General features: G+C 63.0%; 19 protein-coding genes. All 19 read left to right on the top strand.

Features of this window, described 5'->3' with window-relative positions; translation table 11 throughout:
* Window positions 1-155: 155 nt before the first annotated feature.
* The 19 genes from cyoA to BMY84_RS08160 all read left to right on the top strand — a co-directional run bounded on the left by cyoA (window position 156) and on the right by BMY84_RS08160 (window position 19,974).
* Window positions 156-1,265, top strand: a complete 1,110-nt coding sequence (gene cyoA, locus BMY84_RS08250; protein WP_093082937.1) for a ubiquinol oxidase subunit II — start codon at window positions 156-158, stop codon at window positions 1,263-1,265.
* 5 nt (window positions 1,266-1,270) lie between these two features.
* Window positions 1,271-3,271, top strand: a complete 2,001-nt coding sequence (cyoB, locus tag BMY84_RS08245; protein ID WP_093082935.1) for a cytochrome o ubiquinol oxidase subunit I — start codon at window positions 1,271-1,273, stop codon at window positions 3,269-3,271.
* A 5-nt stretch (window positions 3,272-3,276) separates the two neighbouring features.
* Window positions 3,277-3,900 (top strand): cytochrome o ubiquinol oxidase subunit III, encoded by a 624-nt coding sequence (gene cyoC, locus BMY84_RS08240; RefSeq protein ID WP_093082932.1) that lies wholly within the window; start codon window positions 3,277-3,279, stop codon window positions 3,898-3,900.
* On the top strand, window positions 3,897-4,373 hold the full coding sequence (gene cyoD, locus BMY84_RS08235) for a cytochrome o ubiquinol oxidase subunit IV (RefSeq protein ID WP_093082929.1): 477 nt from the start codon (window positions 3,897-3,899) through the stop codon (window positions 4,371-4,373). The genes cyoC and cyoD overlap by 4 nt, the downstream gene beginning before the upstream one ends.
* Window positions 4,370-5,092 (top strand): SURF1 family protein, encoded by a 723-nt coding sequence (locus BMY84_RS08230; RefSeq protein ID WP_093082926.1) that lies wholly within the window; start codon window positions 4,370-4,372, stop codon window positions 5,090-5,092. Before cyoD ends, BMY84_RS08230 begins: the two co-directional genes overlap by 4 nt.
* The gene (locus BMY84_RS08225; RefSeq protein ID WP_093082924.1) at window positions 5,089-6,414 is read left to right on the top strand and encodes an ATP-binding protein; all 1,326 of its coding nucleotides are present in this window, start codon (window positions 5,089-5,091) and stop codon (window positions 6,412-6,414) included. The genes BMY84_RS08230 and BMY84_RS08225 overlap by 4 nt, the downstream gene beginning before the upstream one ends.
* Complete coding sequence (locus BMY84_RS08220; protein WP_093082921.1) at window positions 6,404-6,937, top strand: response regulator transcription factor; 534 nt, start codon at window positions 6,404-6,406, stop codon at window positions 6,935-6,937. The genes BMY84_RS08225 and BMY84_RS08220 overlap by 11 nt, the downstream gene beginning before the upstream one ends.
* A gap of 163 nt (window positions 6,938-7,100) precedes the next feature.
* Window positions 7,101-9,527 (top strand): calcium-binding protein, encoded by a 2,427-nt coding sequence (locus BMY84_RS08215; protein ID WP_093082919.1) that lies wholly within the window; start codon window positions 7,101-7,103, stop codon window positions 9,525-9,527.
* 127 nt (window positions 9,528-9,654) lie between these two features.
* Window positions 9,655-10,650: an ATP-grasp domain-containing protein gene (locus tag BMY84_RS08210; RefSeq protein ID WP_177203943.1), complete on the top strand. Its 996-nt coding sequence runs from the start codon at window positions 9,655-9,657 to the stop codon at window positions 10,648-10,650.
* Between the two features lie 204 nt (window positions 10,651-10,854).
* A complete protein-coding gene (locus tag BMY84_RS08205; protein ID WP_093082914.1) occupies window positions 10,855-11,436 on the top strand; it encodes a TerD family protein in 582 nt (193 codons plus the stop codon).
* A gap of 11 nt (window positions 11,437-11,447) precedes the next feature.
* Entirely contained in the window at window positions 11,448-12,626 is a 1,179-nt protein-coding gene (locus BMY84_RS08200; RefSeq protein WP_093082912.1) for a TerD family protein, read from the top strand.
* 27 nt (window positions 12,627-12,653) lie between these two features.
* Entirely contained in the window at window positions 12,654-13,727 is a 1,074-nt protein-coding gene (locus BMY84_RS08195; protein ID WP_093012742.1) for a DUF475 domain-containing protein, read from the top strand.
* A 15-nt stretch (window positions 13,728-13,742) separates the two neighbouring features.
* Complete coding sequence (locus BMY84_RS08190) at window positions 13,743-14,321, top strand: TerD family protein (protein ID WP_093012745.1); 579 nt, start codon at window positions 13,743-13,745, stop codon at window positions 14,319-14,321.
* A 24-nt stretch (window positions 14,322-14,345) separates the two neighbouring features.
* Window positions 14,346-14,921, top strand: coding sequence for a TerD family protein (locus BMY84_RS08185; RefSeq protein WP_093082909.1), 576 nt, complete (start codon window positions 14,346-14,348; stop codon window positions 14,919-14,921).
* An 18-nt stretch (window positions 14,922-14,939) separates the two neighbouring features.
* On the top strand, window positions 14,940-16,106 hold the full coding sequence (locus tag BMY84_RS08180; protein ID WP_093082906.1) for a trypsin-like peptidase domain-containing protein: 1,167 nt from the start codon (window positions 14,940-14,942) through the stop codon (window positions 16,104-16,106).
* Window positions 16,100-17,218, top strand: a complete 1,119-nt coding sequence (locus BMY84_RS08175; RefSeq protein ID WP_093082904.1) for a phosphoribosyltransferase domain-containing protein — start codon at window positions 16,100-16,102, stop codon at window positions 17,216-17,218. The genes BMY84_RS08180 and BMY84_RS08175 overlap by 7 nt, the downstream gene beginning before the upstream one ends.
* Entirely contained in the window at window positions 17,218-17,964 is a 747-nt protein-coding gene (locus tag BMY84_RS08170; RefSeq protein ID WP_256215156.1) for a hypothetical protein, read from the top strand. The genes BMY84_RS08175 and BMY84_RS08170 overlap by 1 nt, the downstream gene beginning before the upstream one ends.
* A complete protein-coding gene (locus tag BMY84_RS08165) occupies window positions 17,954-19,054 on the top strand; it encodes a cysteine protease StiP domain-containing protein (RefSeq protein WP_093082901.1) in 1,101 nt (366 codons plus the stop codon). The genes BMY84_RS08170 and BMY84_RS08165 overlap by 11 nt, the downstream gene beginning before the upstream one ends.
* Window positions 19,051-19,974, top strand: a complete 924-nt coding sequence (locus tag BMY84_RS08160; protein WP_093082899.1) for an HpcH/HpaI aldolase/citrate lyase family protein — start codon at window positions 19,051-19,053, stop codon at window positions 19,972-19,974. Before BMY84_RS08165 ends, BMY84_RS08160 begins: the two co-directional genes overlap by 4 nt.
* Window positions 19,975-19,985 lie beyond the last annotated feature (11 nt).

Here is a 19,985-nt window from a genome sequence, read left to right as displayed (position 1 = left end):
TGTTATATCGTCTGCCAGTGGCCGTGGAATCACAGCATAACAGAAAACACGCAGAGTCTAAGCAGTATCCCATATCCCAAACATTTTTTGCGTTCGCACACAATTGGACAAATTGCCCACTATCCGACTCTGTGCGGAAGGATTAGGCGCGCGCCATGGCTAACCCACTCTCCCCCAACTGGATCAGGCGTTTGCGCTGGTCCGCTCCGATTCTTGCGGCGCCGCTGGCGGGCTGCAACTGGGTCGTGATGAACCCGTCGGGCGACATTGCGGTGCAGCAACGCGATCTGATCCTGATTTCGGTCGCGCTGATGCTCCTCATCGTCATCCCCGTCATGGCGATGGTCGTATGGTTCGCGGTGCGCTATCGCGCCACGAACGACGCGGTCGACAAGGATTATGACCCCGACTGGGATCATAGCACCAAGCTGGAACTGCTGATCTGGTCGGCCCCGCTGCTGATCATCATCGCGCTGGGCGCCGTGACCTGGGTTAGCACGCACAAGCTGGACCCTTATCGTCCGCTCGACCGGATCGACTCGACCACCGCGATCGACCCCAAGGTCAAGCCGCTGACGGTCGAAGTGGTCGCGCTCGACTGGAAATGGCTCTTCATCTATCCTGAACTGGGTATCGCAACGGTCAACGAACTGGCCCTGCCCACCAATGTTCCGGTCCGCTTCGACATCACCGCATCGACCGTGATGAACAGCTTCTACGTTCCCGAACTCGCCGGCCAGATCTATGCGATGCCCGGCATGAAGACGCAGCTCCACGCCGTCGCCAACAAGCCCGTGTCCAGCACCGGCTTCTCCGCCAACTTCTCGGGCGCGGGCTTCACCCATATGCGCTTCGGGTACAAAGCCATGGACCGCGCCGGCTTCGACGCCTGGGTGGCCAAGGTGAAGGCCAGCCAGACCCCGCTTGACCGCGCGGCCTATCTGACCCTTGCCAAGCCGACCGAAAAAGCGCCCGTCGCTTATTATGGCACCAGCGAAGCAAAGCTGTTCGACGCGGTGGTCAACATGTGCGTCAAGCCCGGTCAGCGTTGCATGAGCGACCTGATGCACATCGACCAGATGGGCGGCGCCGGCAAGGAATCGGCGAAGGAAACGGAAGGTCTGAAATATGACCTGCCCAACAGCCATTCGATCGAGCAGTCCGACGTGAATAACGGGCAGGAAAGCGCTCCCGACGCACCGGGTGCGGTTTCGGCCGATCACTCCTCTCCCAGCGGCGCTGACGCGCACGCGCAGCATCGGTAAGGCCCATGACAGGCACACTCACAACAACACAGATGATCTTTGGTCGTCTGACATGGGATGCATTCCCATGGCATGAACCCATCGTCGTCGCGACATTCTGCGGCGTGATGCTGGGCGGTGCGGCACTCGTCGCGGCGCTGACCTATTTCAAACTCTGGGGCTATCTCTGGAACGAATGGTTCACCAGCGTCGACCACAAGAAAATCGGCATCATGTACATGGTGCTGGGCCTTATCATGTTCCTGCGCGGCTTTGCCGACGCCATCATGATGCGCGGCCAGCAGGCCATGGCCTTCAACGGCAATGAAGGCTATCTGAACGCGCACCATTATGATCAGGTGTTCACCGCCCATGGCGTGATCATGATCTTCTTCGTGGCCATGCCGTTCGTGACGGGTCTGATGAACTACATCGTCCCGCTGCAGATCGGCGCCCGCGACGTCAGCTTCCCCTTCCTGAACAATTTCTCGTTCTGGATGACGGCTGGCGGGGCGGTTCTGGTCATGGCCTCGCTGTTCCTGGGTGAATTTGCGCAGACCGGCTGGCTGGCCTATCCGCCGCTGTCGGGTCTTGCCTACAGCCCCGCGACCGGCGTCGACTATTATATCTGGTCGCTTCAGGTCGCCGGTGTCGGCACCACCCTGTCGGGCATCAACCTGCTCGCCACCATCATCAAGATGCGCGCGCCCGGCATGTCCCTCATGAAGATGCCGGTCTTCACCTGGACCTCGCTCTGCACCAATGTGCTGATCGTCGCCTCCTTCCCCATTCTTACCGCAACCCTGGTCCTGCTCTCGCTGGACCGTTACGCCGGCACCAACTTCTTCACGAACGACTTCGGCGGCAACCCGATGATGTACGTGAACCTGATCTGGATCTGGGGCCACCCCGAAGTCTACATCCTCATCCTGCCGCTCTTCGGCGTGTTCTCGGAAGTCGTCTCGACCTTCTGCGGCAAGCGCCTGTTCGGCTATACGTCGATGGTCTATGCTACCTGCACCATCATGGTGCTGTCCTACCTGGTATGGTTGCACCACTTCTTCACCATGGGTTCGGGCGCCAGCGTCAACAGCTTCTTCGGCATCACGACGATGATCATTTCGATCCCGACGGGTGCGAAGCTCTTCAACTGGCTCTTCACCATGTATCGTGGCAAGATCCGCTACGAACTGCCGATGATGTGGGCCGTGGCCTTCATGCTGACCTTCACGGTCGGCGGCATGACCGGCGTGATGCTGGCGGTTCCTCCCGCCGACTTCGTTCTGCACAATTCGCTGTTCCTGATCGCGCACTTCCATAACGTGATCATCGGCGGCGTGCTGTTCGGCCTGTTCGCGGCGATCAACTATTGGTGGCCCAAGGCGTTCGGCTTCAAGCTCAACCAGTTCTGGGGCCATGTGTCCTTCTGGTGCTGGCAGGTTGGCTTCTGGCTCGCCTTCACGCCGCTCTACATCATGGGCCTGATGGGCGTGACCCGCCGCATGCGCGTGTTCGACGACCCGTCGCTCCAGAAGTGGTTCATCATCGCCGCCATCGGCGCGGTGATCATCGCGGCAGGCATTGGTGCGATGCTGGTGCAGTTCGCCGTCTCCATCTGGAAGCGCGACGAATATAAGGTGGAAGGCGATCCGTGGGATGGCCGTACCCTGGAATGGGCGACCAGTTCGCCCCCGCCGGAGTATAACTTCGCCTTCACGCCGGTCATCTACGATGCCGATAGCTGGGCGGACATGAAGAAGCATGGCTATCAGCGTCCGCTGAGCGGCTATGAAGCGATCCACATGCCCAGCGGCACCGGCACCGGGGTTATCCTCGCTGGTCTGGCCACGCTGTGCGGCTTTGCCCTCATCTGGTACATCTGGTGGCTCGCGGGCCTCAGCTTCCTGGGCATGATCGGTTTCGCGATCTTCCACACCTTCAACTACAAGCGCGACTATTACATCCCCGCGGATGTGGTCACGCGCACCGAGGAAGAGCGCACGCGCATCCTCGCGGCGGGAGTCTGACACCCATGAGCAGCGCAACTGCAAACACGGAACCTCGGGTATATCATTTACCCGAGGAACCGCACCTCCACGAAGGCCACAGCACCATGCTGGGCTTCTGGATGTACCTGATGAGCGACTGTCTCATCTTCGCCATCCTGTTCGCCACCTATGCCGTGCTCGGCGGCAACTTCGCCGGCGGCCCTGGCCCCAAGGATCTGTTCGACCTGCCGCTCATCGCGCTCAACACCGCGATGCTGCTGTTCTCGTCCATCACCTATGGCTTCGCCATGCTGGCGATGGAAAAGAACAAGGTCAGCGCCACGCAGGCCTGGCTGTTCGTCACGCTGCTGTTCGGCGGGGCGTTCCTGTTCATCGAACTCTACGAATTCTCGCATCTCATCCATGAAGGTGCAGGTCCGTGGCGTTCGGCATTCCTGTCGTCCTTCTTCACGCTGGTCGGCACCCACGGTCTGCACGTCACCTTCGGTTCGATCTGGCTGATCACGCTGATGGTGCAGGTCGGCAAGAAGGGTCTGATCCCGGCCAACAAGCGTCGCCTGATGTGCCTCAGCCTCTTCTGGCACTTCCTCGACGTCATCTGGATCGGCGTCTTCACCTTTGTCTATCTGATGGGAGTCCTGCGGTGAGCGACGCTGTCCATAGCCACGACGCCCACGGCCACGGGCATGATGACCACCATGAGGATGGCGCCCATGGAACCATGGGCAGCTACATGATCGGTTTCGGCCTGTCGGTGATCCTGACGGCCATTCCCTTCTGGCTGGTCATGTCCGGCGTGCTGGGCGATCCGAAGCTGACCGGCTTCGTCATCCTGGCCTTCGCCGCCGTACAGGTGGTCGTCCACATGATCTACTTCCTGCACATGAACACCCGCGTCGAAGGCGGCTGGTCGTTCATGGCGATGATGCTGACGGTCGTGCTGATCGTCATCACCCTGTCGGGGTCCACCTGGGTCATGTATCACCTGAACACCAACATGATGCCGCATGGCGACATGGAAATGTCCGGGACGATGCCGAGCGATCCCACGGGTGAAATGACCCACGACATGGCCGATCATGACATGAATGCCATGGCGAACATGAGCGACATGCCGTGACAATGGCGAACACCGGGGGGCGTGCCAAGCGCTCCCCGGCTTTCACGATCGGCCTGACGCTGATCGCCCTGATCCTCTTTTCCGGTTTCTCCGCGCTCGGCATCTGGCAAGTCAAACGCCTCGCCTGGAAGCGCGATCTGATCGCCCGTGTCGATGCCCGCATCCACGCCGCGCCGGTCCCCGCACCCGCCACCGCGACCAGGGACGACGAATATCGCCGCGTCACGCTGACCGGTACCTTCCTGCATGACAAGGCCGCCCTGACGCAGGCCGTCACCATACGCGGTCCCGGCTTCTGGGTGATGGCGCCGCTGCGCCAGGACGATGGCAAGATCACCCTGATCAATCGTGGTTTCGTGCCCGACCGCAAGGCCCGCTATTACCGGCCAGAAGGCAAGGTGCAGGTCATCGGCCTGCTGCGCCTGACCGAACCGGGCGGCGGCTTCCTGCGCAGTAACGATCCGACCGCCGACCGCTGGTATTCCCGCGATGTCGCGGCCATCGGCCATGCCCGCAAGCTGAACGGTGTCGAGGCCAGCTATTTCATCGATGCGGGCGCGGCCCCCTCCCCGTCCGCCCTGCCTGTCGGCGGCCTCACCGTCATTTCCTTCCCCAACAGTCACCTGCAATATGCCATCACATGGTTCGTGCTGGCGGCGATGACCGTGGGGGGCTACATCGTCGTGATGCGCCAGTCGGGAAAAGATCGCCAGGGATGAACAGCGCGCCGGTCAAGCGTATCCGCTGGCTCCCCAGCCAGTGGCCCGCCGACGCCGCCGGGCGCCGCAACATGGCCTTGCTGGTGCAATTGCGCTGGATCGCCATCGCCGGACAGATCGCGACGATCCTGGTCGTGCATTTCGGCATGAACATCCACCTGCCGTTACAGTCGATGCTGGTGGTCCCCTGCATCGCGGTGCTGATGAATGTCGGCAGCCTGATGATCCTGCGACGCCGGGCCGACATCACCCATGCCGAACTGTTCCTGGCGCTGCTGTTCGACGTGCTGGCCCTGACCACCCAACTCTATCTGAGCGGCGGCGGGACCAATCCTTTCATTTCGCTCTATCTGCTGCAAGTGGCGCTGGGCGTGGTACTCCTCCATCGCTGGAGCGTGTGGGGCATCGTGGCGGCCTCCTCCGCCTGCGCGGCGATGCTGACCGTCTTCTATCGACCGCTGGACCTGAGCGACTCGCTGGAAGGTCATTTGTTCGACCTGCATATCGTCGGCACATGGGTCTGCGTCACGATGATCGCGGTGCTGCTGGTCCTGTTCATGACCCGCGTGACGCATAATCTGCAACAGCGCGAAGCCTATCTGGCACGCTTGCGGCAACAGGCTGTGGAAGAGGAACATATCATCCGCATGGGGCTGCTGGCGTCGGGCGCCGCCCATGAACTGGGCACCCCGCTCGCACAGCTCGCCGTAGTGCTGGGCGACTGGCGGCATATGCCCCAGATCAGGAAGCATCCCGCGCTGGTCGAGGAAGTGGAGGAAATGGAAGCGGCGGTGAAGCGCTGCAAATCCATATTGACCGGTATCCTGATGTCCGCCGGCGAAGCCCGTGGCGAAGCCCCGCAGGCTACCGATGTCCGCAGCTTCATAGAAATCATCGCCCGCGACTGGCGCGCCGCAAATGCGGGCATGCCGCTGCGCTGTGATTTCGGCCCGCATGATTATCCACGCATCGTTGCCGATCCGGTGATCCGTCAGGCCGTCACCAACCTGCTGGACAATGCGCGCGAGGCGGGCGCAACCTATATCAACATGATGATCAGCCGGGACAGCCAGTGGCTGCACATCACGGTGCGCGACAATGGCAAGGGGTTCAGCCCGGACATGCTGGCCGATGTCGGAAAACCCTATCGGTCGAGCAAGGGTCGGCAGGGCGGCGGGCTGGGCCTGTTCCTGGTGGTCAATGTGGTGCGCAAGCTGGGCGGCCGGGTCGATGCCAGCAACGGCGCGGATGGCGGGGCGATGATCCAGTTGCGCCTGCCCTTCGCCACGCTGGCGCTGGAGGAGGAAAGCGATGGCGACTGACAAGCAACTCCTGATCGTGGAGGATGACGAAGGCTTCGCGCGTACCCTGAAACGATCCTTCGAACGGCGCGGCTATGAGGTATTGCTGGCGGACAGTCTGGAGGCGGTCAACGATCTGCTTGCCGCCAACCAGCCCGGCTATGCGGTGGTCGACCTGAAGCTCGGCCCGCAATCCGGGCTGGCCTGCGTTCAGGCGCTCCATGCCCATGATCCCGCGATGCTGATCGTCGTATTGACCGGCTTTGCCAGCATTGCGACAGCCGTGGATGCGATCAAGCTGGGCGCGACCAACTATCTCGCCAAACCGTCCAACACCGACGATATCGAGGCGGCGTTCGCCCGGTCCGGCGGCGATCCCGACACGCCCCTCGCCCCGCGCCCGACATCGATCAAGACACTGGAGTGGGAGCATATTCATGAAGTGCTGAAGGACAGCGACTTCAATATTTCGGAAGCCGCCCGGCGCCTGGGCATGCATCGCCGCACGCTCGCCCGCAAGCTCGCCAAGCGACAGGTTGGTTGAGATATTTTCGGCCATCCATGAAGAAATTGCCAAATATCTGAATTTACTATCTATTTATTGATACAAGATGCTGAATATCGACAGTCGAATATCCGGGATTTCTTGTTGAAACAGGCAAAATAGTATAAACGCTCCCGTAACAAAGATGAGGCGGGAGCAGGTCATGTCAGGTTCCATCGGATACTGGTTTTCCGTCGATCGCGACTCCAACAGCTTCGACATGCAGGTCGACTATATAGTCGATGGCTATAATGATCCGGAGACGGGCGAGTCCTTTTACGAAACAAGCTGGAACTACACTTATTATGATGTGAATTCCGGCATTGGCGGCGGGACCGGCGGCTATGGCTGGGACTCCGAGACGGTGCCCATCTATATCGGCTTTCCCTCAGGCGAGGATGTGGCCGACGCCACACTGACCTTAACCGCGATGAACAGCTTCAGCGCGGATATGGTCAGCATGAGTTGGCACATATTGAATGCCGGTCTGGCCCATGGCGACAAGATACTGACCGGCACCAGCGATCTGGACATTGTCATTTCCGGCTATGGCGCGGACGAACTCTACGGGCTGGCGGGCGACGATTATCTCGATTCCGGTGACGGCAATGACCGGCTCTATGGGGGCGACGGCAGCGACTGGCTGGATGGTGGCGCCGGCGAGGACCAGATGCACGGCGGCGCAGGCGACGACCTCTACATCGTGGACTCCCTGTCCGATCAGGTCGTGGAACTGGAAGATGGCGGTTATGACATGGTCGTCACGACGACCAGCTACACCCTCGGCGCCTATGTCGAAGCGCTGCTGCTGGACGGATCGGACGCGATCGACGGCACCGGCAATGATGAAGATAACGACATCGCCGGCAATATGCAGGCCAACGTCCTGATCGGCCTGAACGGCGACGATGCGCTCTATGGCTATGATGGCGATGACACGCTGGTGGGCGGCGATGGCTATGACATAATGGAAGGCGGCCTGGGCGACGACCATATGGAAGGCGGGCTGGATGACGATATCTATGTCGTGAACAGCCTGGCCGATACGGTGGTCGAAAATGCCGACGAAGGTATGGATCAGGTCGTCGTCTGGGGCCTGGCTGCCTATAAGCTGGGCGACAATGTCGAAATATTGATCAATGTCGATGACAGCCAGGATTTCCGTGGCACCGGCAATGCCGCCTCCAATATGCTGGTCGGCGCACTGGCGGACGATACGCTGCTGGGCCGGGCCGGCGATGATCTGCTGATCGGCTGGGATGGCGACGACATATTGCTGGGCGGCGCAGGCGCAGATGAACTGGATGGCGGTTTCGGACGGGATAGCGCCAGCTATAGCCAGGCCGCCTCTGCGGTCGCCGTCAATCTGGAAACGGGCCTTGGCACGCTGGGCGAAGCGATCGGCGACAGCTTCTTCTCGATCGAAGGGCTGATCGGCAGCGCCCATGATGATCAGTTGACCGGCGACAGCGGCGCCAACCGGCTGTTCGGCCGCGATGGCGACGACATATTGCGCGGCGGCGACGGGCGGGACATTCTCACCGGCGGCGCGGGTGCGGACGATATGGACGGCGGGGGCGGCGGTGACACGGTCAGCTATGCCGGATCGACCGCTGGCGTCTGGGTCGACCTGCTGACCCATACCGCATCGGGCGGCCATGCAGATGGCGACACACTAGCGAATTTCAGCCATGTCGAGGGCAGCAGCAAGAACGACATTTTGACCGGCAATGGCCAGACCAACCTGCTGATCGGCGGCGCAGGCGACGATCAACTGAATGGCGGCGCGGGCAATGACATCCTACGCGGCGGATTGGGTGCGGACATGATGATCGGCGGCCTGGGCACCGACACGCTCGACTATAGCCATTCCAGCCTTGGTGTCTCCGTCAATCTGGGCACCGGTGCGGCCTCCGGCGGGGATGCGCAGGGCGACACATTCAGCGGCTTCGAACGGCTGATCGGCAGCGCACAGGCCGATGAACTGGCCGGCGACACCGGCAACAACCGGATCGAGGGCGGCGACGGCGACGACATATTGCGCGGCGGATCGGGTAATGACCTCATCATAGGCGGGCGCGGTGCCGACCGGATGAACGGTGGCGCGGGCATCGACACGATCAGCTATGAAGGATCGACCCACTGGGTCAGCCTCAACCTGGAAACCGGCACCGCCTATGGCGCGGAGGGCACGGGTGACAAATTCCGCGATTTCGAAAATGCGCGCGGCAGCGAAGCGGGCGACGCCATCTATGGCAGCAGCGGCAACAATGTCCTCTATGGCGGGGGCGGCGACGATTACATCATGGGCGGCGGCGGCAATGACCGCATCTATGGCGGGGATGGCTATGACATCTTCACCGTGTTCGGCACCGGACGACAGCGGATCATGGACTTCACGGCAGGCGATGGCACGGACGACCATATCAATGTCACTGTCGGGGAAGATTATGACAGCTTCAGCGAGGTGATGGCGATCGCCGTGCAGGATGGCGACGATACCGTCTTCGACTTTGGCGGGGGCACGGTGCTGGTGCTGGACGGGATCGACAAGACCAGTCTTTCCGTCTCGGATTTCGTCTTCACCTGAAGCACTTGACGCGCATTCGGAATGCGACAAGCCCCTGCACGCGCGCTAGGCTGACATGTCATCAACGCTTGTCAAATCGGGGGGGCAGCGCGCGCAGATGCGAGTCTGGTTCAATCAATCCTTTTCCATGCGCAACCTTGTGCGTCGTATCGTTGCGGATCGGCCGCATATTCAGCTATGCGTCAGCGCCATCGACCAGGACTCGCCGGTGCGGGACGTGTCGCCCCTCTTCTGGACGGAGCCGGGCCGGGGCGAGACACACTATACCGACTGGCTGATCGAAACCGCCACGCAGCGCGGCATAGAGGCGCTGGTGCCCCAACGCGGCAAGATCGGCGTGGCGAGAGCGCTGGACCGGTTTGCGGCGAGCGGCATTCACGTCCATATCGCGGCTGATGTCGACACGCTGGATCTGCTGGACGACAAGGCGGCGTTCAGCGCCTCTCTGGCCGACGATCCCTATCTGTGCCCCACGACATGGGTAACGACGGCCGCCGCGTTCGAGGCCGCCGTGAACGCCACGACGCGCAATGGCGCGACAGCCTGTGTTAAGCCCAGCCGGGGCGTCTATGGTGCGGGCTATTGGACGCTGGACGCCAACGGACCGCTGGCGCATCTGGCCGATCCTGATGCGCGGCGGATCGCGCCGGAGGTCTATGCCGCCTCGCTCCGCCATGCCGAAGAGGTCGGCGACAGTTTCTCGCTTCTGGTGATGGAGCATCTGCCCGGCCTTGAAGCGTCGGTCGATATCGTCGCCGATCGCGGCACGGTAATGCTGGCGGCGGTGCGAACCAAGCTGGACGCCAACCGGCAACGCATTCAGACTCGCCACCAACTGACCAAACATGCAACGGAACTGGTCCGCCGACACCGACTGCATGGCGCCGTGAACGTCCAGTATAAGCAGGACCGTCATGGCGGCTGGCGCATCCTGGAAATCAACGCCCGCGCGGCCGGCGGCGCATCCTATTGCGATGCGGCTGGCGTCCCCTTCTGCGCGACCTGGATCGACGTGGTGACAGGCACGGCAAATCCGTTCGAAGCGGATGTCGACATCGAGGTCATCGCGATGGTGCAGGCAGAGCCGCGTCAGAAGGGATCGGCAGGCATTTGTCTGCCCTAACAAGCCGGGCGATGGTAATAGTTTCGCAATGCGTTTGCCTGATACGGGGTTTCCTGAAAATAAGCCCCGGTCAACCTGCAAAAGCGATGTCAAATTCGACGGTCAAGTCGATATCCGGAAAGCAAAATTCGCCCAGTTGCTATTGCGGAGCGTAAGCCATTGGCACTAGGCTCCATATGATCACAAGTTTGACGGAGGGTGTGCATGGTTAGTCTGCAAAAGGGCCAGTCGGTCCGTCTGGAAAAGTCCGGTGGCGGCAGCCTGACCCGTGTCGCGATGGGTCTGGGCTGGGACGTGCGCAAGGCCAAGGGCTTTTTCGGCAAGCTGGTGGGCGGTGGCGGCGAAATCGATCTGGACGCATCCTGCCTGCTGTTCGACGCGCAGGGCAATTTGCTGGATCAGGTCTGGTTCCGCCAGCTTTCCACCCGCGACGGCAGCATCGTCCATAGCGGCGACAATCGCACCGGCGCGGGCGATGGCGATGACGAAGTCATCCAGGTCGATCTCACTCGCCTGCCCGCGACCGTCCAGACCTTGCTGTTCACGGTCAACAGCTTCATGGGCGACAGCTTCGACCGGATCGAAAACGCCTATTGCCGACTGGTCGATTCGACCACGGGCAAGGAAATGGCCCGTTACGACCTGACCGGGGCGGGCTCCCACACCGGGCAGTTGATGGCGAAGCTGACGCGCAATGGCGATGGCTGGGACATGAAGGCGCTGGGCGAACGCACGAGCGGCCGCACCTTCCAGGACATGATGCAGACGATCCGCGCTTCTCTTTGACCGAGGCTTAGATGACCGATCTCCAGCAGGGCGGAAACGCAGCGGTTCCCGGCGATACACTGACCGTTGCGTTCGCATGGACGCCCGCGGCCGGGCGGGACGTGGATGCCGATGCGTCGGCCTATCTGCTGACGGCCTCTGGCAAGGTCCGCAGCGATGCGGACATGATCTTCTACAACCAGCCGCAAGGCGGTGGTGGCGGCATTCGCTTCGTCACCGGTTCGGGGCGCGGCGCGTTCGAGGTCGATCTTCAGTGCCTGCCCGCCGAGATCGAGCGGATCGTGTTCTGCGCGACCATCCATGAAGCGCAGGCGAAGGGCCAGACGCTGGCGCTGATCGACGGAGCGAGCATCAGTGTCGCCCCGGTTGGCGGCTCCTCTGCCCTCAGCTTCCGCCCGGCCCTCGCCGGCGCGAGCGAAGCGGCCATGACCTTTGGCGAACTGTATCGCCGCAACGGACAGTGGAAGTTCCGCGCCGTGGGTCAGGGCTTTAATGGCGGGCTGGCGCCTCTGGCCCGCTCCTTCGGCATCGATGTGGCGGAGGAAGCGCCCGCTGCGCCGCCGCCCCCTCCTCCACCGCCACCACCCCCGCCGGTCAATCTCAGCAAGGTGTCGCTGGAAAAGCCGGGCCAGACGATCAGCCTGGAAAAGCGTGGCGCGCATTTTGGCGAGATCAGCATCAACCTGAACTGGTCGCGCGGCCGCAAGGGCTTTTTCGGCGGCGGATCGGCGATCGACCTCGATCTTGGTTGCCTGTTCGAACTGGCGGACGGGCGCAAGGGCGTGGTGCAGGCGCTGGGCAATGTCTTCGGCGCTTTTGCCGAGCCGCCCTATATCGCTTTGTCCGGCGACGATCGCACCGGCGACGTATCGCAGGGCGAAACCATGCGGATCAACGGCGCCCACTGGAACAGCATCCGGCGGATTGCGGTGTTCGCCAATATTTACGACGGCGTGCCAAACTGGCAACAGACGGATGGCGTGGTGCTCGTCACCATGCCAGACCAGCCACCGATCGAGGTGCGCATGACCGAAGGGCGTAACGATCGCCGTCTATGCGGTATCGTGCTGATCGAAAATGATGTCGGCCGCCTGAAGGCGACACGCATCGTGGATTATGTGCGCGACCAGAAGGTGCTGGATGACAGTCTGGGATGGGGTCTGCGCTGGGTTGCCGGTCGCAAGGATTAAGCCGCTCGCGGCAAAACGGGGGTTATCGTGTTCAAATATTATAAGGGTTCCTTCCTCTTCACCGCTATCTGTCTGGCGCTGGCCGCATGGCTGGGCTGGACGATTACGGGAAGCGTCACGGGCACGCTGGGCATCCTGTGGATCGTCGCGGTGCTGGGCGTGCTGGAAGTCTCGCTCTCCTTCGACAATGCGGTGGTCAACGCCACCGTGCTGCGCGACATGGACGCGGTATGGCGGCGGCGCTTCCTGACATGGGGCATATTGATCGCCGTGTTCGGGATGCGCATCGTCTTCCCGCTGGCGATCGTCGCCATCGCGGCGAAGATGGGGCCGATCGACGCGATCACCATGGCGGCCAGCGATCCCGTCCGGTACGAACAGATCATCACCGGCGCGCATGTCGGCATTTCCGGCTTTGGCGGCGCCTTCCTGGCGATGGTGGGCCTCACCTTCTTCCTGGATGAGGACAAGGACGTCCACTGGATCGGCCCGATCGAGCGCCCCTTCGTCAACCTGTCGCGCATTTCGGGTCTGGCGATCGGCATCGTCCTGCTGGCGCTCTACGGCATTTCGCGCCTGATCCACCCGGAAGAGGCGATGACTTTCATCACCTCAGGCATTTTCGGCCTGATCACCTATATCGGCGTGCAGTCGATCGGCGCGCTGCTGGAGCAGGAAGAACATGGTGACGCCGCAACCGGCGCGGTGGTGAAATCGGGCCTTGCCGGCTTCCTCTATCTCGAAGTACTCGACGCCTCCTTCTCGTTCGACGGCGTGATCGGCGCTTTCGCCCTGTCCAACAACCTGTTCATCATCGCGCTGGGCCTGGGCATCGGGGCGATGTTCGTCCGCTCCATGACGGTGATGCTGGTCGATAAGGGCACGCTGGCCGAATATCGTTATCTGGAACATGGCGCTTTCTATGCGATCGTCGCGCTGGCCGCGATCATGCTGCTGTCGGTCCGGTTCGAAATCCCCGAAACCGTCACCGGCCTGATCGGCGCGGCGCTGATCGGCATCGCCTTCTATGATTCGCTGCGGAACAACCGCAAGGATGCCTCCCCGGTCAGCGGCACCGGCGAGCATCTGGACCACCCATAAGCAGGAGAGAAAAGCATGTCGGTAAGCCTGTCCAAAGGCGGCAATGTCAGCCTGTCCAAGGAAGAACCCAATCTGTCGAAGATCCTGATCGGTCTGGGTTGGGACACGCGCACCACCGATGGCGCCGATTTCGATCTGGACGCCAGCGCCTTCCTGCTGGCATCCGGCGACAAGGTGCGCGGCGACAGCGATTTCATCTTCTACAATAATCTGCGGTCTTCGGACGGATCGGTCGAGCATACCGGCGACAACCGCACCGGTGAGGGCGACGGCGATGACGAAGCCCTGAAGGTCGAACTGACGCGCGTTCCCGCTGACGTTCAAAAGATCGCGATCGCCGTGACGATCCATGATGGCGAAGGCCGCCGCCAGAGCTTCGGCATGGTGTCCAACGCCTTCATCCGCATCGTCAACGATGCGACCGGGCGGGAGATTTCGCGCTATGATCTGGCCGAAGACGCCTCGACCGAAACGGCGATGATCTTCGGCGAAGTCTATCGCCATAATGGCGAGTGGAAATTCCGCGCGGTCGGCCAGGGGTATAAGGGCGGCCTTGCCCCGCTGGCGCGCAACTATGGTGTCAATGTCGGCTAAAGGCCGGCGAGAAGGAGAATAGTTATGGCAGTTTCGCTTTCCAAGGGCGGCAATGTCAGCCTCAGCAAGGAAGCGCCGGGCCTGAAGGCCGTGCGCGTGGGCCTGGGCTGGGACACCCGCGTCACCGATGGCAGCGCTTTCGACCTCGACGCCAGCGTGTTCCTGCTGAATGACGGTGGCAAGGTGCGGTCGGACGCCGACTTCGTCTTCTACAACAACAAGAATGGCGGCAACGGATCGGTCGTGCATCAGGGCGACAATCTGACCGGCGAAGGCAGCGGCGACGATGAAGTCGTGGCCGTTTCGCTCGATCAGGTACCGGCCGATGTGACCAAGCTCAGCTTCGCCGTCACCATTCACGAAGCCGATGGCCGCCGCCAGAATTTCGGCATGGTGTCCAACGCCTTCATCCGCGTGCTGAACGCCGATGGCGGCACGGAAATCGCGCGCTACGACCTGTCGGAAGACGCTTCGACCGAAACCGCGATGATCTTCGGCGACCTGTATCGCCATAATGGCGAATGGAAATTCAAGGCGATCGGCCAGGGCTTTGCCGGTGGTCTGGGACCGCTTGCTTCTTCCTTCGGCGTCAACGTCTGACCCGTCCCGCGCGCGCCTATGCGTGACCTGGTCGCGGGCGAACGGACGCCAATCTCCGGCGAGCGCATCTTCGCGTTCGCCGGCGGTGGCGGCCATAATCTCGCGCTGGCGCTGATCGCCCTGGGGTCCGATCGCAGAACCGCCTCGGCTTTCCCCCCACTCGACAGCGTCACCCGCGAAATGCGCCCGGCGGCGCGGTTCGAGGATGGCGATCGGCTGTCCCTCTCGCTCGACGCCGTGCCGGCTGAGGTGGACCGGCTGCAACTGATCGCCTTCGATCGCGAGACTCAGCCGATCGCGCGGCGGCTGACGGTCGAAACCGGCGACCTGCGCTTTGGCGTGGACCTGCATGACCGCCCCGACGCGGCGGTGATCCTGATCGAATGCTATCGCCATCAGGGGGCATGGCGCATGGCCGCCAATGGGCAGGGCTTCGCCATGGGGCTGGGCGCCATCGCCGGCGCGCATGGCATCGACCATGGCTGGGTCCAGCGCCTGATCCCCCGGCTTCGTCCGCCCGATCGGGAGGTAGACCATGGCGGCCATGATCGCCCACGCGGCGGCACCTCTTCGGGCAGCGGGGTTGCGATCGATCGCCACCATATCCTGACCAACGCGCATGTCGTGGAGGACGCCCGTATCGTCACCGTCCATGCCGCAGGTCGGCCGATCGACGCCGTGACCGTGTTCGCCGATCCGCGCAACGACCTCGCCTTGCTGCGGGTCGAAGCGCCCTTGCCCGCCACGGCACAGTTCCGGTCGCAGGTCGGCCTGCATCTGGGCGAGGATATCGTCGCGCTGGGCTTTCCGCTACAAGGGTTGCTAGGCACCGGGCCACAGGCCAGCGCCGGCAATATCGCGGCGCTGTGCGGCATCGGCAATGACAGCACGGTCTTCCAGTTCACCGCACCGATCGCCAGCGGCAATAGCGGTGGCCCGATATTGGACATGGCGGGTCATCTGGTCGGACTCGTTAGCTCATCACTGAACCTCGATCGCATCCGCCAGTCGGGTGCCAGCGCGGAAAATATCAACTTCGGCATAAAAGGGGCCATCATCCTGAGTTTCCTCGACTCCTTCGGCATCGAACCGCCCTTTGCCCGTCCCGATCCGGCGATCATCGGCCGGGCCGCCGTGGTCCGGCAGGCACGCGACACGATCGCCCGGATTAGCTGCACATGCTGACCCGGTCCGCAACAGCCCGATCCATCACCCTGCCGACCGGCCAACTCGACATAGAGGTGGAGGAAGCCGTCTGGCCGCTCGACGCGCTGTGCGATTTCGCCGCGCGCGAGAACCCCCGGCGCGGCTTTCTGGTCGTCTCACGCGTTTTGGGACGACATACCCCCGCCGCGCCGCAGGTCATGCGCCGCAGCGTTCATGATCTCGCCGCTCGCATCCCGGCTGACCTGCCCGGCCCGATCATGGTGATCGGTCTGGCGGAAACGGCGGTGTGTCTGGGCCAGACGATCCATGAGGAATTGCGTCTCACCACCGGTCGCGACGATATCTATTTCATCCATTCGACCCGCCAGCAGATCGATCATCCCCTGCTCTGCCGGTTCGAGGAGCCGCACAGCCATGCTTCGGCTCACCTCGTCTACCGCCCCGACCTGCCTGCGCTCGGCCCGAAAGGCCCCCGATCGCTGGTGATCGTGGACGATGAAGTGTCAACCGGCACGACCTTGTGCAATCTGGCGACGGCCTTTGTCGAGGCATGGCCGGCGGTCGAGGCGATCGTTGTCGCGACGCTGACCAACTGGTCGGTCGGCAAGGACTGGCCGACGCGCATGCCCCGCCCGACGCAGATCGCGGCCCTGCTTTCCGGCCGCATGGAATGGACGCAGGGGGAGGTCGCGACCGCGAACGCCGCGTTCGATGTCGCCGCCGCCTCACTCGGCCGTCTCGCCACCCATCGCAATTTCGGCAGGCTGGGACTGGATGCGCCGATCGCCCTGCCACCGATCACCCCGCTGCCGCCGGTCGAAGGCCCGCTGCGTATCGTGGGCACCGGCGAGTTCACCTATCTCCCCTTCCGCCTCGCCGAACAAATGGCGCAGCAAGGCCATGATGTGGTGGTGCAGGCAACCAGCCGCAGCCCAGCGCGCCTCGCCGCCGCGATGAAGGCCAAGCTCTGCTTCGCTGACAATTATGACACCGGCGTCCCTAATTATCTCTACAATGCCGATCCGGCCGACCAGCGCACCACATGGATCGCCCATGAAACCGGCACCGGCACGGTCGATCCGGCGCTGGTCCGCGCGCTGGACGCGGACCTGATCGGATGGAACGCCTGATGCGCGCCATCACCCTGGTCGATCTGGACGACACGCTGTTCCAGACGCTGCGCAAATGCCCGGCGGACGTGCCGCATGATCGGCTGACCCCGCTGGGCTTTGCCGCCGATGGCTCCCCACTCAGCTATGCGACCCCGCGCCAGATGCAGTTCATTCAGTGGCTGGCAGAGACGAGCCATATGGTCCCCGTCACCGCCCGCAGTCTGGACGCGCTGCGCCGGGCGCATATTCCCTTCAAGGCGGCAGTCTGTGCCCATGGCGGTGTCGTGCTGGATGCAAACAGCGAAGTAGACATAATTTGGGCGGCGATCATCGCCGAAAAGGCAGCCCGCCATGCGACGGAACTGGCGGCCTTGTCCGACGCCATCGCCGTGGAAGCACAGGCCCGCAGCATCACCATTCGCGCGCGCGTGCTGATGGAGGGCGACCTGCCGCTCTATACGCTGGCCAAACATGCCGATGCCGATCATGCGGCGCTGTTCGCGGTCGTCGACGCCGCCGTGCCCGCGCTGCCGCCCGGCTGGACCGATCACCGTAACGGCAATAATGTTGCGCTGATGCCGCCCTATCTGGGCAAGGAACATGCAGTCGCCCACATATTGCCCGCCCTGCGCGCACGATATCCCGATGCGCCGGTCATCGGCATTGGCGACAGCCTGACCGATGCGCCGTTCATGGGCCTGTGCGACTATGCGATGATGCCGCCGCGCTCCCAACTGGCGGGGAGCATGTTCCATGCGCATTGATGCCGATGCCAGCCCCGTCTTTTCCGGCAGCTATGATCCGCAGGACGTGACCTTCCTACTGAAGCCGGTATCGATGGCCGCCACCGATGTCGCGGCGAAGGAAGCCGCGATCCAATCGGGCCGCCGCCATTATTCCGAAATGATCGCGCCGGAATCCATTCCGGACGATCGCTATCTTGGCCTCTATCATGCCGCGCTGGCCCGCAATGGCGCCCGGCTGGCGCAGGATGTGGCCAGCCTTGCCGCCAGACTTGTCGAGCGCAGGCCCGGCCGGGAGATTATACTGGTGTCGCTCGCCCGGGCGGGCACACCGATCGGCGTGCTGCTGGCGCGGACGCTGCGCGCCTGGGGGCATCGCGCCAGCCATTATTCGATCAGCATCATCCGCGATCGCGGGATCGATCCCGTGGCGCTGGCGCATATTGCGGAACGTCACGATCCGCGCGATGCGATCTTCATCGACGGCTGGACCGGCAAGGGCGCCATCGCCCAGGAATTGCGCCGGTCGCTGGACGCCTGCCCCCATGGCTTTGCGCCGGCACTGGCGGTGATCGCCGATCCGGCGGGACAAGCCGATATCGCGGCGAGCGACGATGATTATCTGATCGCGTCCGGCCTGCTGAACGGCATCGTGTCGGGCCTCGTCAGCCGGTCCATCCTGAACACGGACGTCGTCGGCCCCGGCGATTTTCATGCCTGCGTCACCTACCCGCATTATGCGCATGCGGACATGTCCCATGCCTTTATCGCCGCGATTGCCCCGCTGGCGGCCGCCGCCACGCCCCGGTCGATAGCCGGGCATGCTGCGCGCCGTGCGATGCTGGGGCAGGCTTGCGAAACGATGGTGGAAGCGCTGCTGGCAAAGACCGGATCGCGCGATCGCAACCGGATCAAGCCCGGTATCGCTGAAGCCACCCGCGCGCTGCTGCGCCGCATGCCCGAACGCCTGCTGATCCGCGACCGCGATGATGCGGATGTCGCGCATCTGCTCCACCTTGCGGCCGGCCACGCCATCCCGATCGAACCATTGGGCGCCGATTCCCATTATCGCGCCGTCGCCATCATCCGTAGCCTGGGAAATGACAGATGACCGTCACGACGCCGATTTCCTCCGTCGCTCTGGGGGCAACGCTCTACATTCCCTGCATGCGGGGCGACCTGTTTACGGCGGTCCTCGGCCCGCGTCGTCCTCCGGGCTTGCGATCGGCCGTCCTGTGTCTGGAGGATTCGGTGCGGGAGGCGGATTTGCCTACCGCCCTCACCCATCTGGCGACCTTCCTGCGGGCGCTCGTCACGCGGGAGGCGGCCCCCACCGACCCGCTGCTGTTCATCCGCCCCCGCTCCGCCGCGATGCTGGAACATATATTATGCATGCCGGGCATCGAGCAGATTGACGGCTTCGTCGTGCCAAAGGCGCATGCCGACACGATGCCGGCCTATCTCTCCCTGCCGCTGCATGACCGGCATCGCCTGATGCCGACGCTGGAAACCCGCGAAGCCTGCGACCCGCAGGAAATGCGCCGCTTCCGTGACCAGTTGCTGGCGGTGCAGGACCGCATATTGGTGCTGCGGATCGGCGGCAACGACCTGTTGCAGGCGATGGGCCTGCGCCGACCGGCCAACCGCACCGCCTATGAAGGGCCACTCGGCAGCCTGATCGGCCAGTTGGTGGCCGGTTTCGCGCCCTGGGGCTTTGCCTTGAGCGCGCCGGTGCTGGAACGCTATGCCGACGCCGCGCTGCTGCGCGAAGAGGTGCTGCGCGATATCGAGCATGGGCTGCTGACCAAGACGGCCATACACCCCGCCCAGATCGCCGTGATCCAGAATGCCCTGGCCGTCCCGGCCGACGAGGAAGAGGAAGCCCGCCTCGTGCTGGCAGAGGGCAGCCCGGCCGTATTCGGCCGTGACGGCGTGATGTGCGAACCGGCCACCCATCGCGGCTGGGCCGAGCGGCTGCTGCAACGTGCATCGCTATTCGGCATCGCCGATCCGCTCGCCCTGCGCGCTTGATCCAGAAAGAG

This window comes from Sphingobium sp. AP50 (assembly GCF_900109095.1).
Lineage (GTDB): Bacteria > Pseudomonadota > Alphaproteobacteria > Sphingomonadales > Sphingomonadaceae > Sphingobium.
Note: the sequence above shows the minus strand (reverse complement) of the source record. Positions and strands in the feature narration are given on the sequence as shown.

Bases quoted from the DNA above. Each gene is read 5' to 3' on its own strand.
- BMY84_RS08200 (WP_093082912.1), top strand. From the start codon at position 11,448: ATGACCGATCTCCAGCAGGGCGGAAACGCAGCGGTTCCCGGCGATACA.
- BMY84_RS08220 (WP_093082921.1), top strand. From the start codon at position 6,404: ATGGCGACTGACAAGCAACTCCTGATCGTGGAGGATGACGAAGGCTTC.
- BMY84_RS08190 (WP_093012745.1), top strand. From the start codon at position 13,743: ATGTCGGTAAGCCTGTCCAAAGGCGGCAATGTCAGCCTGTCCAAGGAA.
- BMY84_RS08210 (WP_177203943.1), top strand. From the start codon at position 9,655: ATGCGCAACCTTGTGCGTCGTATCGTTGCGGATCGGCCGCATATTCAG.
- BMY84_RS08180 (WP_093082906.1), top strand. From the start codon at position 14,940: ATGCGTGACCTGGTCGCGGGCGAACGGACGCCAATCTCCGGCGAGCGC.
- BMY84_RS08225 (WP_093082924.1), top strand. From the start codon at position 5,089: ATGAACAGCGCGCCGGTCAAGCGTATCCGCTGGCTCCCCAGCCAGTGG.
- BMY84_RS08160 (WP_093082899.1), top strand. From the start codon at position 19,051: ATGACCGTCACGACGCCGATTTCCTCCGTCGCTCTGGGGGCAACGCTC.
- cyoB (WP_093082935.1), top strand. From the start codon at position 1,271: ATGACAGGCACACTCACAACAACACAGATGATCTTTGGTCGTCTGACA.
- BMY84_RS08205 (WP_093082914.1), top strand. From the start codon at position 10,855: ATGGTTAGTCTGCAAAAGGGCCAGTCGGTCCGTCTGGAAAAGTCCGGT.
- BMY84_RS08170 (WP_256215156.1), top strand. From the start codon at position 17,218: ATGCGCGCCATCACCCTGGTCGATCTGGACGACACGCTGTTCCAGACG.
- BMY84_RS08165 (WP_093082901.1), top strand. From the start codon at position 17,954: ATGCGCATTGATGCCGATGCCAGCCCCGTCTTTTCCGGCAGCTATGAT.
- cyoA (WP_093082937.1), top strand. From the start codon at position 156: ATGGCTAACCCACTCTCCCCCAACTGGATCAGGCGTTTGCGCTGGTCC.
- BMY84_RS08175 (WP_093082904.1), top strand. From the start codon at position 16,100: ATGCTGACCCGGTCCGCAACAGCCCGATCCATCACCCTGCCGACCGGC.
- BMY84_RS08215 (WP_093082919.1), top strand. From the start codon at position 7,101: ATGTCAGGTTCCATCGGATACTGGTTTTCCGTCGATCGCGACTCCAAC.
- BMY84_RS08185 (WP_093082909.1), top strand. From the start codon at position 14,346: ATGGCAGTTTCGCTTTCCAAGGGCGGCAATGTCAGCCTCAGCAAGGAA.
- cyoC (WP_093082932.1), top strand. From the start codon at position 3,277: ATGAGCAGCGCAACTGCAAACACGGAACCTCGGGTATATCATTTACCC.